Source organism: Micromonospora sp. M42, assembly GCF_000568915.1.
GTDB classification, from domain to species: domain Bacteria; phylum Actinomycetota; class Actinomycetes; order Mycobacteriales; family Micromonosporaceae; genus Micromonospora; species Micromonospora chalcea.
This window is the reverse complement of sequence record NZ_KK037233.1, coordinates 4,219,937-4,234,427: the sequence shown is the minus strand read 5'-3', so window position 1 is coordinate 4,234,427 and position 14,491 is coordinate 4,219,937. Positions and strand designations below refer to the sequence as shown.

The following is a 14,491-nucleotide window of genomic DNA, read 5'->3' as shown; positions in this document are numbered from 1 at the left end:
CCGGGTCGTCGGGGCGGGCGGGCTAGTCCCAGCCACCCGGCCGGTTCTCGGCCTGCGGGGCGGGCCATCCGCCGTCGTGCTGTCCACCGGTCGGACGCCAGCCGCCGGAGCGGTGCGAGTCGTCCTCGCCAGCGGCGGAGCGGTTGTCCTGATCGGACTGCTCCGGAGTGGACCACGCGTTGTCCGGCCGGGTGACGCCGGGCACCGAGACCGCGGCGGCGGCACGGGCGGGCGGGTCGGCCGGCGGCCAGGTGGCGCCGGTCTGCTGACCCGGAGGTGCCCAGGCCGGCTGGCTCTCACGCGGCGTCCAGCCGCCGGAGCGGCCGGGGTCGTCGGCCGCGGCGGGCTGCTCGTCGCGCGGGTTCCAGCCGCCGGAGCGGTTCGGATCGTCCGGCGGCGCGGCGGTGGACCAGCCACCGGCGTGTCCCGGGGCGTCGTCGTGCTGCCCACCGGTGGGCGCGAAGCCGCCGGAGCGGTGCGGGTCGTCCGGCGGGGCGGGCGTGACCCAGGTCTCGTTCGGCACGGTGGCCGGGGCGGGGACGTAACCGGTGCTGCGGGCGGCCGGGTCGCCGGACGGCGACCGGGCCGGCTGCTCACCGGAGCCCCACCCCTGGCGGTTCTGCTCGGCGGCCCAGGCCGGCGCCGTCGCTCGACCGGGCTGCCCGGCGGCGTGGCGGCCCACGCGGGCGGCGCCGGGTCGGCGGCGCGGTCCGGGCCGGGCTGCTCCTGAGCGCCCCACACGGGACTGCCCTGGCCGGGACCGGCCCAGGCGGGGCGCCCTAGTCGGTGAAGCCCCAGGCGGGATGATGCCCACGGTCGGCGGGCGGTGGGACCTGGGCGGTGGCCCGGCCGGTCACCGGCTGGCCCGCGGGGGGGCCCAGGCGGGGGGCTGTTCGTCGTTAGCGGCCCAGGCCGGGGCCGGCTGCGCGGGCCGACCGGCCGGCGGGGGCGGCGCCCAGCCGAGGTCGGGCGCTCCGTTGTACCCGTTGTCCTGCTGCGCCGGCTGATCGCCGTACGGCACCGGTCCGCCGGTGCCCGGCGACACCTCGCCCGGCTCCTGGCCGGGGCGGTGCGGAGCCTCGGACGTCATGGGTGCGCCTCCTCCATCACAGGTCGGCCGCCGATGCCGGTCCGGGGAACCGTCGGCATGGCTGCCGGCGTCGCCGGCGGGTACCGGCCGTGCGGGCTCCCCGCACCGTATCCGGTGGTTGCCCGGAGCCGCCCGGGGGAGCATCGGCCGTCACCGAAAGTCACCGGACGACGTCGATGGGTTTCACTTGCCCGCGTCGGCCCGGAACCACCGGTTGGCGACCGTGCCAACCGTACCGGGCGGTGCGGCGAGGTGGAATCCCGGTGCCGACCGATGCCGATACGCCGAAGACCCGCCCGGTGTCGGGCGGGTCTTCGGACTGGAGGAGGTGAGAAAGGTCTGTGGCGTCAGCTCATGTGACGCTGGGCGATGGCGAGAAGCTCCTCGCGGACCGCGGGCGAGTTCGCGGAACGCAGCGCGTGCTCGATGGCGCGGGCGCGGCGGTTGGCGTCGCGGCGGGTGCGGATTCGCTCGATCATGCTCATCTTGGGTCTCTCCTCCTGGCTATTCGGTTGTCAGCCCCTTGATGTCTCTATTTAAGCGCACCAGGCCGCCCATCGCCATCGATTATTAGGTGAGCTGAACCACGTACCTAAGGATCGTAGGTCAGCCTGCCCTCAGATCCTATGATTCCGTTCCCGAAACGGTTACGGCCGGTGTGCCGGGCGTTCACCCGTGGCACACCGGCCGTGACCGGAGCGGTGGTGCGTCAGGTCCAGGCGAGCAGCGCCGCCTCCGGGTCGGCCAGGAAGTCCCCGATGTCGCGGAGGAACTTCGAGCCCAGCTCACCGTCGATGATGCGGTGGTCGAAGGAGAGGCCGAGCGTGGTCACCAGGCGCGGCTTCACCTTGCCCTTGTGCACCCACGGCTGCTCCCGTACCGCGCCGAAGGCGAGGATCGCCGACTCGCCCGGGGGCAGGATCGGCGTACCGGTGTCGACGCCGAAGACGCCGACGTTGGTGATGGTGAACGTGCCGCCGGACATGTCCGCCGGGGACGTCCTCCCCGACTTCGCGGTCTGCACCAGGTCCGTCATCGCGTCCGCCAGCTCGCGCAGCGAGAGCCGCCCGGCGTCCTTGATGTTCGGCACGATCAGGCCGCGCTCGGTGGCCGCCGCGATGCCGAGGTTGACGTACTCCTTCACCACGATCTCGTCGCCGGCCCAGGTCGAGTTGACCATCGGGTGCCGCTTGACCGCCAGCAGCACCGCCTTGGCGACCAGCAGCAGCGGCGAGACCCGCACGTCGCGCCACTCCCGCCGGTCGCGCAGCCGGTCCAGCGCCTTCATCGCCCGGGTCACGTCGACGGTCAGGAACTCCGTCACGTGCGGGGCGGTGAACGCCGAGCGGGCCATGTTCTCCGCGGTGAGCTTGCGTACCCCCTTGACCGGGATGCGCTGCTCGCGGTCCGCGCCGAAGCTCGCGGCCGACGCGGCCGGCGTCGTGACCGTCAGCGGCTCGGCCGCCGCCGGGGTCGCGGTCGCCGCCCGCTGTACGTCCTCACGGGTGATCGAGCCGAGCGGACCCGAGCCGGTCAGCGTGGCCAGGTCGATGCCGAGGTCCTTCGCCAGCTTGCGGACCGGCGGCTTGGCCAGCACCGGACCGGAGACCCGGCCGTTGCCGTTGACCGCCGGGGCGGGAGCGGGCGGGGCGGGCGCGACCGGCGCGGGCGCCACCGGGGCGGCGGCCTGAGCCGGTGCCGGCGCGTCACCCTTGCGCGGGCGGCGCTTGGCCGGGGCGTTGCGCGGGCCGTAGCCGACCAGCACGGCGGTACGCCCACCCGGGGCCACACCACCGATCAGGCCCGGCTCGACCATGCCCTCGGCGGGCGCGACCTGGACCGCGGCGAGCGACGCTGCCGACGGAGCGGGCAGGTCCGACGCCGGGGTCGCGGTCGTCGACTCCTCGATCGGCCCGGCGCCCGGGTCGGTGTCGATCGCGATGATCGGCACGCCGACCTCGACAGTGGACCCCTCCGGGTGGAAGATCGCCTGCACCCGGCCGGCCCACTTCGCCGGGATCTCGACCGCCGCCTTCGCGGTCTCCACCTCGACGATCGGCTGGTTCAGCTCGATGTCGTCGCCGACCTTGACCAGCCAGGCGAGGATCTCGCCCTCGGTCAGGCCCTCGCCCAGGTCGGGAAGGTTGAACTCCTTGATCCGGGACATGCCGCTCACCAGCCGAACGTGCGGTCGACGGCGTCGAGCACCCGGTCCAGGTCGGGCAGGTACTCCTCCTCCACCCGGGCGGCCGGGTAGGGGGTGTCGAAGCCGGTCACCCGCAGCACCGGGGACTCCAGGGAGTAGAAGCACTCCTCGGTGATCCGGGCCGCGATCTCCGACCCGAGACCCAGGTTGCCCGGGGCCTCGTGCACGACCACGCAGCGGCCGGTGCGCCGCACCGACTCGTACGCCGCGGTCAGGTCCAGCGGCGAGATCGTGCGCAGGTCGATGACCTCCAGCTCGCGGCCGTCCTCGGCGGCGGCGGTGGCCGCGTCGAGCGCGGTGCGGACCATCGGGCCGTACGCCAGGACCGTCGCGTCCGTGCCGGGCCGTGCGACCCGGGCCGAGTGCAGGGGGTACGCGTCGGCGATCGGCGCGTCCAGGTCCACCGGACCCTTCTCCCAGTAGCGCCGCTTCGGCTCCAGGAACACGATCGGGTCGTCCGACGCGATCGCCTGCTGGATCATCACGTACGCGTCCTGCGGGTTCGCGCAGCTCACCACCTTGAGACCGGCGGTGTGCGCGAAGTACGCCTCGGGCGACTCGGAGTGGTGCTCGACCGCGCCGATACCGCCGCCGAACGGGATGCGGATGACCATCGGGATCCGCACCTTGCCCTGCGAGCGGTAGTGCATCTTCGCCACCTGCGACACGATCTGGTCGTACGCGGGGTAGACGAAGCCGTCGAACTGGATCTCGCAGACCGGCCGGAAACCGCGGATGGCCAGGCCGACAGCGGTGCCGATGATGCCGGACTCGGCCAGCGGGGTGTCGATGACGCGCTGGTCGCCGAAGTCCTTCTGGAGGCCGTCGGTGATCCGGAACACGCCGCCGAGCTTGCCGACGTCCTCGCCCATGATGACGACCTTCGGGTCGTTCTCCAAGGCCCGCCGCAGGCCGGTGTTCAGTGCCTTGCCGAGGGTGAGCGTCTCCGTGGCCATCAGTGCGCGCTCCCCTCGAAGGACTCCATGTACTGCGTGAACCGGGCCCGCTGCTCGTCCAGCTCGGGAGAGCCGTTGGGGTAGACGTGGTCGAACATGCTCACCGGCTGCGGGTCGGGCATGGCGAGCACACGCTCGCGCAGGTGCACCGACTCGGTGCGGGCCTGCTCGTCGACAGCGGTGAAGAACGACTCGTCGGCGATCTTCTGCTTGGTCAGGAACGCCTTCATCCGGGCGATCGGGTCCTTCGCCTGCCACGCCTCGACCTCGCTGGCGATGCGGTAGCGGGTCGGGTCGTCGGAGGTGGTGTGCGCGCCCATCCGGTAGGTGTACGCCTCGACCAGGCTCGGGCCCTGGCCGTTGCGCGCGTTGTCCAGCGCGTGCCGGGTCACCGCGTACGACGCGAGCACGTCGTTGCCGTCCACCCGGACGCCGGGGAAGCCGAACCCGCCGGCCCGCCGGTACAGCGGCACGCGGGTCTGCCGCTCCAGCGGCTCGGAGATGGCGTACTGGTTGTTCTGGCAGAAGAACACCAGCGGGGCGTTGAAGACGCTGGCCCAGACGAACGACTCGTTGACGTCGCCCTGGCTGGTGGCGCCGTCACCGAAGTAGGCGATGACCGCCTCGCCGTCCTCGCCGCCGGTCTTGCCGTCCATGGCGACACCCATGGCGTACCCGGTCGCGTGCAGGGTCTGCGCCCCGATCACGATCGTGTACATGTTGAACTTGAACTCGTTCGGGTCCCAGCCGCCCTGGTCGACGCCGCGGAACAGGCCCAGCGGCATGATCGGGTCGATGCCGCGGCAGTAGAGCACGCCGTGCTCGCGGTAGGTCGGGAACGCCATGTCCTGCGTACGCAGCGCCCGGCCGGAGCCGACCTGCGCCGCCTCCTGGCCCAGCAGGCTGGCCCACAGTCCCAGCTCGCCCTGGCGCTGCAGCGCGGTGGCCTCGGCGTCCAGCTTGCGGACCAGCACGAGGTCGCGGTAGAGCCCGCGGTACTCCTCGTCGGTGAAGTCGACGCGGTACTCGGTCCCGTCCGGGCCGAGCGCGGTCTCGATGCGCTCACCTTCCGGCGTGAGCAGCTGTACGAGTTCCGGTTCACCGGCCGCGGCGGCGCGCCTGGTGCGGGGTGCGGCCCGCTTGCTGCGGGTGGCGGCCCCGGGGTCGCCCTTTGCCATCCGTCTCTCCCTGTCTGTCTGCGCCGGCGCCGGGGGTTACCCGAGCCGAGCACCTCGTGCGCCCGCCCGGCTGATGCCGGGTCGGTCCCTGGCGACCGCGCCTGACCCCGGTAGGGGTTGCCGCGCGGCGTGAGCCGGAGTCGGTCGGGGACAGACCCAGGCCCGGGAGCGCCGGCGCCGTTCCGCACCAGCCGCGGGGTACGCGGAGGTGGCGGCTGCGTTGCCGTCGTGTCTGAATGATTGCAGAGGAGGTGAGCGGGCCCACAGTATGGCCTCCTTGGTGAGTGAGGTTCCATCGTCTTCATGACGGATAGCCGTCTTTGTCCCCAGTGGCGGGATCGGCTGACGTACAAAATGTGTGTCGACACGCGGTTGCGACTGGTGAACTGAGCGTCACTGGGTCAAGCTTGCGGTGAGCTGTTGCGCGGCATTTGTCCGAATATCCGCGCGTGCTCTCCCGTCCCCGTTCGCGCGTGAGGAGTGTGCCGGTGTCCGAACCAGAGGGTCCCCCCGGCTCACCTTTCCTCGGCCGGCACCGCGCGCTGCCCGCCTCCCCGTACCGCCGGGTCGTCGGCGCGCACCGCGCCCCCGGCGCCGGCGCCCCCAGCCGGGGCTACCTGCTCACAGTGGCGCTGCTCGCCGGCACGGCGTCGATGCCGATCCTCGCCGCCATCAGCACCGGATCGGCGACGGTGGGCAACAGCGCGCTCCCCGACACCAGCACCCCGTTCCTGCCGACACCCTCGATCGGGCCGGTGGTGATCCCGCCGCCCCAGGCGACCCAGCCTGCAGTGCCGTCCACGCCCACCCCCGACGTCACCTCCGTACCCCCGGCGCGGCCCGTCCTCCCCGCCGCGCCGAGCCTGCCCGACGACAGCGACCTCGCCCGCCACCGGTCCCGCCCGGTGGCCGCGCCGCCGCCACCGTCCACGCCGGTCCGGCCCACCCCGGTCCGCCCGCCGCACCCCTCGCCGGTGCCCTCACCGTCGCCGTCGCACCCGCCGTCCGACCCGGGTACGCCGACGCCCGAGCCGAGCCCCAGCCCCGAGCCGTCCGCCACGTCCGTCGAGCCGACGCCCTCGGCAGGTTCGTCCGACCCGTCCGGCCCATCGGGTACGTCCGGTCCCGCTGATCCGTCGGGTCCTGCCGAGCCGACCGGTTCCGCTGGGCCGTCGGGTCCCGCTGAGCCGTCCGGTCCTGCTGATCCGTCGGGTCCTGCCGATCCGTCCGGTTCTGCTGGGCCGTCGGGTCCTGCCGGGTCGTCCGCCGCGTCCGCTCCTTCCGGCCCGGCCCGCCCATCGGTGTCCCGCGCCTCATGATCGACACCACTTCGGCGTAGTGGTGTGGTCCCAGCCGGTCTGATGCAGCCACCTCGCCGAGGTGGTGTGGATCAACAGGGGTCTGGGGGGGCGTGCCCTCGTTCCGGGGTGGGGTGGTCGGGGGACGGCAGGCCTCATGATCGACACCGTTACGCCGTGCTGGTGTGGTCCCGGCCGGTCCGATGCAGCCACCTCGCCGAGGTGGTGTCGATCAACGAGGTCCGGGGGCCTGGCCCTCGTGCGGGGCGGGGTGGTCTGGAGGGGGCAGGCTGCATGATCAACACCATTACGGGGTGGTGGTGTGGTTCCGGCCAGTTCGATGCAGCCACCTCGCCGGGGCGGTGTCGATCAACAGGGGTCTGGGGGGTGTGCCCTCGTGCCGGGGTGGGGTGGTCGGGGGACGGCAGGCCTCATGATCGACACCGTTACGCCGTGGTGGTGTGGTCCCGGCCGGTCTGATGCAGCCACCTCGCCGAGGTGGTGTCGATCAACGAGGTCCGGGGGCCTGGCCCTCGTGCGGGGCGGGGTGGTCTGGAGGGCGCAGGCTGCATGATCAACACCATTACGGGGTGGTGGTGTGGTTCCGGCCGGTCTGATACAGCCACCTCGCCGTGCTGGTGTCGATCAAGGAGGTTCGGGGAGGCCTCTCGCGCGGGGCACCCAGGGCCGCATGATCGACACCGTTACGCCGTGCTGGTGTGGTTCCGGCCGGTTTGATACAACCACCTCGCCGGGGTGGTGTGGATCAACGAGGGGCGGGGCCACCGAGGGCCGGCGCCCGCATGATCGACACCAGTACGGCGTAGTGGTGTGGTTCCGGCCGGGGTGATGCCGCCACCTCGCCGAGGTGGTGCCGATCATGCGTGTGCGACTGCCTAGGCCGGGTCGTCGGTCAGGCGGTGGCGGTTCGCCTCGATCCAGGCGTTGAGCGCCTCCGGGTCGTCCGGGTCCACGCCGTCCGCCATCAGCTGGGCGACCGCCGCGGTGGCCGGGCTGCGCCGCTCACCGGTGCTGTAGAGCCGCGCGAACTCCGGGACCATCTCGGTGATCGCCTCGTCCGTCCGGGCGGACGCCGACTGCGACAGCCCGCGCTGCCGGGCCGCGTACGCCGCCCAGGCGCGCAGCACCCGGGGCAGCATCGCCGCGTCGTCCATGTCCAGCACGGCCCGGCGGTGCACCCAGTCGAGCAGGAACAGCTCGGCGACCATCGGGCTCCACCGCATCGGGTCGGCGTCCGGGAAGCTGGCCGCGTGGTCGAGCAGCAGGCCGAGGCAGAAGTGCAGTGAGGCCAGCTCACCGTCGGCGACCTCGGGCAGGCCGAACCGGGACGCCTCGGGCGAGTCGAGGAATGCGCGTACCAGGCGGGTGCGCTCCTCGTCGGTGGGCGGCGGCACGACCGCCGGACCGGCCGGCGGGGTCGGCCCGGGCAGCGCGGCCAGCCGTGCGCCCACGAGCGCCCGGTCGGTGGCGAGCGAGCCCTGTGCGGGCAGCTCGGCGAGGTCGTCGGTGACCGCCAGGTGGCGGCTCACCTCGGCGTGCATCCGGGCCGGGTCCTCGGTACGGAACCAGGTGAACTCGTCCTCTGTGCAGATCTCCCGGGCCTGCTCCACGATCCGGGCCGCCGGGCCGCCGACGAAGACGTCCTTGGTGATGCCGATGTTGTGGTCGACCAGCGCCACCAGCGCGTGCTCGGGCCCGCCCTGTTCCTCGTCGTCGTACGCGAACGTGGCGAGGTAGGACGTCTGGTCGCCGTACACGTCGCCGTACGCCCAGGCGCCTGTGACGTGCACCCGGCCGAGCTGGCCGGCCCACGTCGGGGCGTACGCGCCGGGCCGGACCCGGGCGGCGCCCTCGGCGTCGGGCACCAGGGCGGCGAAGACGGCGCGCAGTGTGGTCGCGGCGGCGCTGCGCCGCCGGGACGTGGCGGCGAGGAAGCCGGTGACGAACTCGCGGACGGCCTGTTCCCGGTCGTGCTCCGCGACGGCGTAGACGCTGCCCAGCAACGCGGCGCCGAGCATCTCCGCGTCCAGGGCCGAGTCGAGCCTCGTCACGTCGCGCGCGGCGTGCAGAACCGCGTCGTAGGGGGTCTGTGGCGTGGCCATGCATCGACCCTACGCCGCGCGGGCCGCCCCCACACCGGTCAGCGCGCCGGGTTCAGCGCCGCACGGCTTCGCGCAGCGCCTCCCGGGCCGTGCCGTAGCGGGTCAGCACCGCCCACACCGGGTCCAGCACGTACTTCTCGCCGACGCTGCCCACCGACGTGAGCAGGCGTCGCTCGGCCCGCGCCCGGGCCCGGCGGGCCGCCCACCCGACCACCGGCCGGGTCAGCGCCGCGATCAGCAGCCCGGCCAGCAGGCCACCGAGCAGCAGGACCGTCGGCCACGGCACCACGCCGAGCGTGGGGTGTTCCAGCGGGGGCAGGCCGAGCAGGCGCACCGCGTACCCGAGGAGCAGCCAGACCAGGCCGGCCAGCGCGGCCAGGGTGACCACCCACTGAAGCGCGCCGACCACCCGCCACCAGGCCGGCCGGCGGTCCATGCCCAGGTCGGTCGCGGCGACCGCGTGGTCGAGCGCGCCCGGCAGGTCGGCCTGCCGGGACCGGGCCGCCGCGGTCACCGCGGCCGGCCACGGCGCCGGCAGACCGGCGCCGTTCCGGTCGGCCACCGCGCGGATCGCCAGCGTCAGCGCCGAGCGCTGCGCGGCTGTCGGATCGGGTACGGAGGTGGCCGCGACCAGGCTGTCCGCCGGCGCGTCCGGGTCCCGCCCGGGCAGGTGCAGCCGGCGCAGCGGATCGGGTCGTAGCTTGCGCCAGCTCCGCAGCAGCGGCCAGCCGGTGTTGCTGACGGCCCGGTGCCGGTACGCCCCCTCGACCGCCGCCGCCACAGTCGGCACCCCGGCCGCCCCGGCCAGCGCCCGGTTCAGCTCCTGTGCCGAGGCGTCGCCGGGTTTGCTGCTCGGCGGTTCCGGCCCGACGAGCGGTTCGAGATCGGCCACCACGGCGTCCACGTCGCCGGAGAGCCGGCGCAGGGCGGCCTGCCGTTCGGCGACCGTACGCTCCAGCTCGGCCCGCAGGCCGCTCAGCCCGTTCGGGTCGACCGCTACCGTGGGCAGCAGCGGCACCCCGCCCAGCCCGTCCTCGTCGAGCAGCCGGCGCAGATCCTCGAGGACCTTGGGCAGCTCGGTCGGGTGCAGCCGGTCGGCCTGGTTGAGCACCACCACCGTGACGTCCTTGTGCCTGTGGAACTCGCGCAGATAGCTGGTGTGGATCACGCGGTCGGCGTACTTCTGCGGGTCGACCACCCAGACCACCAGGTCGACCAGGCCCAGCAGGCGGTCGACCTCCAGCCGGTGACCGTGCTGCACCGAGTCGAAGTCGGGCAGGTCGAGCAGGACGAGGCCGTGCAACGTCGACTCGTCGTCGGCGTCCAGCGGGCTCTCCCGGACGAACCGGTGCCGGGGCAGCACGCCGATCCAGTCGAGCAGCCGGACCGCGCCGTCCAGCGGACCCCACACGCAGGCGTGCGCGACGCCGGTGGTCGGCCGGCGCACCCCGACCGGGGAGAGGTCGAGCCGGGCCAGCGAGTTGAACAGGCTCGACTTGCCGCTGCCGGTCGCGCCGGCCAGCGCGACCACCGTGTGCCGGCCGGAGAGGGCGAGCCGGTCACCGGCCCGCTCGACCACCGTGTGCGCGGCGACCAGTTGAGCGTCGGGCACATCGCCGTCCACCGCGGAAAGGAACCGCTGGATCGCCTGGAGGCGCTCGATCAGCACGTCCGGGTCGACCCGCTGCTCGCCGCGCAGCGCGTCCCGCATCCGTCCGACGACGTTACTCACTGGCGTCCGTCCTGCTCGGGGCTCGGGAACAAGCCGCTCCGGTGCCGGGCCCGCTCGACCTCCAGGGCGGCCCAGCGCAGCGCCGCGCCGGCGTTGTCGGCCGGGCGTTCGGCCTCGGTGCGGGCCAGGAAGCGCTCGGCCTCCTCGGCCAGCAGCTTGCCGGTCCGGTCGAGCAGGTCGATCCGGGCCTTGCGGGCCAGGTTCCGCACCGCCTGGTCGCCGAAGATCGCCTGGAGCACGGTCTGCCCGGCGACCGCCGTGCCGGTGCCGGCGGCGACCTCCAGCCCGGTGGGGATGAACGCGGTGGAGGCGAACACGCCGATCATGACGGCGAGGCCGGTGGCGTTCACCGCGTACGCCGCGGTGCGGGCCACGAACCGCCGGTCGCCGCCCTCGACCCGGACCAGTTCCAGCACGCCGCGCTGCCAGTCGCGGACCAGCTGCTCGGCCCGCTCCGGCAGGTCGGCCGAGGCGTGGGCCAGGTCCGGCTCCAGCAGCGCCGCGCCGGCCGGGTGCGCCTTCCAACCGGTGTACGCGTTCTCCGCCGCCTCGGCGGCCACGCCGCGCAGCAGCGTGACGAGCTGCGACTCGATCGCGGTACGCAGTTCCGCGGCGGGCGCGGGCCGCCCGGTGACCGCCGCGACGACCCGGTCCCGCAGCCGGCCGATGCGTGCCTCCAGGCCCCGGAAGAACTCGCCGGTGCCGATGAACTCCTGCCAGCGGGCCAGCACCTCGCCGCGCAGCAGCCGGCCGTCCCGGAGCCCCTGGTCGACGCTCCGCTCGGCGCCCCGGTACGCGGCCCGTACCCGTTCGTCCAGCGCGTCGGCCGCGGTGCACTGCTCGTCGGCGGCCTCGGCGAGCGCCTCCACCACCGGGTGCAGCGCGGCCAGCGCGCCGTCGAGCGTCTGCCGGACCACCACGGCGCGGGCGTCGGCGTCGGCGGCGAGCCGGGCGAACCAGTCACTGAGCGGGGCGGTGATCCGGTCCGGCAGCAGCCCCTGCCCGTCCACCCACGTCTCCGGCAGCACGAACAGCGGCGCGGCGCCCAGCTCCTGCTCGGCGAGCATCTCGGACAGGTGGGCGGCGACCTCGTCGGCGGCCTCCGGGGGGACCCGGTCCAGCACCATCGCCACTGCGGTGCCCCGGGCGCGGGCGCTGCGCAGCAGCTCCCAGGGGACGGCGTCGGCGTACCGGGCGGCGGTGGTGACGAACAGCCAGAGGTCGGCGGCGGCGAGCAGTTGCCCGGCGAGCGCCCGGTTGGCGTCGACCACCGAGTCGATGTCGGGCGCGTCGAGGAAGGCCAGGCCGGGCGGCAGCGCCGGTGCGGTGACCAGGTGCAGGGTGCCCGGCTGCTCGCTCGGCTCGGTGGTCCGGGTCAGGCCGGGCAGCAGCTCGCCCTGCCGGAACCAGGCCGCGTCGGTCGGGCTGCACACCAGCACCGGGGAGCGGGTGGTGGGGCGGAGCACCCCGGCCGCGCTGACCCGTGCCTGGACCAGGCTGTTGACGAGCGTCGACTTGCCCGCGCCGGTGGAGCCGCCGACCACCACCAGCAGCGGGGCGTCGAGCCGGGCCAGCCGGGGAAGCAGGTAGTCGTCGAGCTGGTCGGTGAGGCTCGTGGCGGCGTGCCGGGCCGGCTCGGCCGACGGGAGGGCGAGCGGGAAGCGGGCCGCGCCGATCGCCGACCGCAGGCCGGTGAGCGCGGCGGGCAGGCCCTCCGCGGCGTGCGCAGGCTGGTCGGCGCCGGTGGTGGCTCCGGTGCGGGCTGCGACGGCGGGCGCGCCGGCACGGGTGGCGGAATCGCCATGCGTCGTCACCGCTAAAGCGTGCCCGACCGACGCAAGGTAAGACAACCGGACAGTAGTAACGGTCGGGTTGCGCCGGGTCGGCTCAACCTCGACTTGCGGATTGGCGATGGCGTGGCACTATTGAGTCAAGTTCACTCAACTTGTGGTGCGGTCGCTTCCGGGCGGCCCTCCCGGGCAGGCCGTCTGACCTGCTCACCCGTTACGAAGCGAGGAAGCGAACATGGCACGTGCGGTCGGCATCGACCTCGGCACGACGAACTCCTGCGTCAGCGTTCTCGAGGGCGGTGAGCCCACCGTCATCGCCAACGCAGAGGGCTCGCGTACGACTCCCTCGATCGTCGCGTTCGCCCGCAACGGCGAGGTGCTCGTCGGTGAGGTCGCCAAGCGCCAGGCGGTGACCAACCCCGACCGGACCATCCGCTCGGTCAAGCGGGAGATCGGCACCAACTGGACCGTCGACATCGACGGCAAGAAGTACACCCCGCAGGAGATCTCGGCCCGCACGCTGATGAAGCTCAAGCGGGACGCCGAGGCGTACCTGGGCGAGCAGATCACCGACGCGGTGATCACCGTCCCCGCCTACTTCAACGACGGGCAGCGCCAGGCTACCAAGGAGGCCGGTGAGATCGCCGGCTTCAACGTGCTGCGGATCGTGAACGAGCCGACCGCGGCCGCCCTGGCGTACGGCCTGGACAAGGGTTCCAAGGAGCAGACCGTCCTGGTCTTCGACCTCGGTGGCGGCACCTTCGACGTGTCGCTGCTGGAGCTGGCCGAGGGCGTGGTGGAGGTCAAGTCCACCAGCGGTGACAACCAGCTCGGCGGTGACGACTGGGACCAGCGCATCATCGACCACCTGGTGAAGACGTTCCGCGGTGAGCACGGCATCGACCTCTCGCAGGACAAGATGGCCATGCAGCGGCTCAAGGAGGCGGCCGAGAAGGCCAAGATCGAGCTGTCCGCCGCCACCACCAGCAACATCAACCTGCCGTACATCACCGCCGGCTCGGCCGGCCCGCTGCACCTCGACGTGACGCTCAGCCGCGCCGAGTTCCAGCGCATGACGCAGGACCTGCTGGACCGCTGCAAGGGCCCGTTCGAGCAGGCCGTCAAGGACGCCGGCATCAAGATCTCCGACGTCGACCACGTCATCCTGGTCGGCGGCTCGACCCGGATGCCGGCCGTCACCGACCTGGTCAAGCAGCTCACCGGCCGGGACCCGAACAAGGGCGTCAACCCGGACGAGGTCGTCGCCGTCGGCGCCGCGCTCCAGGCCGGTGTGCTCAAGGGCGAGGTCAAGGACGTCCTGCTGCTCGACGTGACCCCGCTGAGCCTGGGCATCGAGACCAAGGGCGGCATCTTCACCAAGCTCATCGAGCGCAATACCACCATCCCGACCAAGCGCTCCGAGGTCTTCACCACGGCCGACGACAACCAGCCGTCGGTGCTGATCCAGGTGTTCCAGGGCGAGCGGGAGATCGCGGCCTACAACAAGAAGCTCGGCACCTTCGAGCTGACCGGCCTCCCGCCGGCCCCGCGCGGCGTGCCGCAGATCGAGGTCACGTTCGACATCGACGCCAACGGCATCGTGAACGTGCACGCCAAGGACCTGGGCACCGGCAAGGAGCAGAAGATGACGATCACCGGCGGCTCCTCGCTGCCGAAGGACGACATCGAGCGGATGCGCCGGGACGCCGAGGAGCACGCCGACGAGGACAAGCGCCGCCGCGAGGAGGCCGAGACCCGCAACGTGGCCGAGGCGCTCCAGTGGCAGACCGAGAAGTTCCTCGCCGAGAGCGGCGACAAGCTGCCCAGCGAGAACCGTGACCAGCTCAACGAGGCGCTCGGCGAGCTGCGCAGCGCGCTCGGCGGCCAGGACATCGAGAAGATCAAGTCCGCGCACGAGAAGCTGGCGCAGGTCTCCCAGCAGGCCGGCTCGCTGCTCTACGCCCAGCAGCAGGAGGGCGAGCAGGCGGCGCCGGGTGGCGCGGCCGGGCCGGGCGCCGGCGCGGGCGCGGGCGCGACCGGTGGCCCGAAGGCCGGCGGCGACGACGACGTGGTCGACGCGGAGATCGTGGACGAGGACAAGAAGTGACATCCGGTCCC

General features: G+C 73.3%; 11 protein-coding genes. 1 reads left to right on the top strand and 10 read right to left on the bottom strand.

Annotation, left to right across the window (positions count from 1 at the left end; genetic code table 11):
- Positions 1-22 precede the first annotated feature (22 nt).
- The 10 genes from MCBG_RS34255 to MCBG_RS19425 all read right to left on the bottom strand — a co-directional run bounded on the left by MCBG_RS34255 (position 23) and on the right by MCBG_RS19425 (position 12,397).
- Complete coding sequence (locus MCBG_RS34255; protein ID WP_223201272.1) at positions 23-682, bottom strand: hypothetical protein; 660 nt, start codon at positions 680-682, stop codon at positions 23-25.
- Between the two features lie 171 nt (positions 683-853).
- Entirely contained in the window at positions 854-1,090 is a 237-nt protein-coding gene (locus MCBG_RS34250; RefSeq protein ID WP_223201271.1) for a hypothetical protein, read from the bottom strand.
- A gap of 347 nt (positions 1,091-1,437) precedes the next feature.
- Positions 1,438-1,575, bottom strand: a complete 138-nt coding sequence (locus MCBG_RS33095; RefSeq protein WP_013283356.1) for a hypothetical protein — start codon at positions 1,573-1,575, stop codon at positions 1,438-1,440.
- A gap of 224 nt (positions 1,576-1,799) precedes the next feature.
- Positions 1,800-3,257, bottom strand: a complete 1,458-nt coding sequence (locus MCBG_RS19455; RefSeq protein ID WP_043330772.1) for a dihydrolipoamide acetyltransferase family protein — start codon at positions 3,255-3,257, stop codon at positions 1,800-1,802.
- Positions 3,258-3,262: 5 nt separating this feature from the next.
- Positions 3,263-4,252, bottom strand: a complete 990-nt coding sequence (locus tag MCBG_RS19450; RefSeq protein ID WP_030269708.1) for an alpha-ketoacid dehydrogenase subunit beta — start codon at positions 4,250-4,252, stop codon at positions 3,263-3,265.
- On the bottom strand, positions 4,252-5,430 hold the full coding sequence (gene pdhA, locus MCBG_RS19445; RefSeq protein WP_043327587.1) for a pyruvate dehydrogenase (acetyl-transferring) E1 component subunit alpha: 1,179 nt from the start codon (positions 5,428-5,430) through the stop codon (positions 4,252-4,254). The genes MCBG_RS19450 and pdhA overlap by 1 nt, the downstream gene beginning before the upstream one ends.
- A 613-nt stretch (positions 5,431-6,043) precedes the next feature.
- The gene (locus MCBG_RS19440; protein WP_223201270.1) at positions 6,044-6,490 is read right to left on the bottom strand and encodes a hypothetical protein; all 447 of its coding nucleotides are present in this window, start codon (positions 6,488-6,490) and stop codon (positions 6,044-6,046) included.
- Positions 6,491-7,624: 1,134 nt separating this feature from the next.
- Entirely contained in the window at positions 7,625-8,851 is a 1,227-nt protein-coding gene (locus MCBG_RS19435; protein ID WP_043327586.1) for a hypothetical protein, read from the bottom strand.
- 52 nt (positions 8,852-8,903) lie between these two features.
- The gene (locus MCBG_RS19430; protein ID WP_051611301.1) at positions 8,904-10,562 is read right to left on the bottom strand and encodes a GTPase; all 1,659 of its coding nucleotides are present in this window, start codon (positions 10,560-10,562) and stop codon (positions 8,904-8,906) included.
- A gap of 17 nt (positions 10,563-10,579) precedes the next feature.
- Positions 10,580-12,397 carry a GTPase family protein gene (locus MCBG_RS19425; RefSeq protein ID WP_043327584.1) on the bottom strand — a complete coding sequence of 606 codons (1,818 nt, stop codon included), beginning with the start codon at positions 12,395-12,397 and terminating at the stop codon, positions 10,580-10,582.
- Between the two features lie 211 nt (positions 12,398-12,608).
- Here MCBG_RS19425 and dnaK point away from each other — a divergent pair, with 211 nt between their 5' ends.
- Positions 12,609-14,480: a molecular chaperone DnaK gene (dnaK, locus tag MCBG_RS19420; RefSeq protein WP_043327583.1), complete on the top strand. Its 1,872-nt coding sequence runs from the start codon at positions 12,609-12,611 to the stop codon at positions 14,478-14,480.
- The last annotated feature ends 11 nt before the right edge of the window (positions 14,481-14,491 follow it).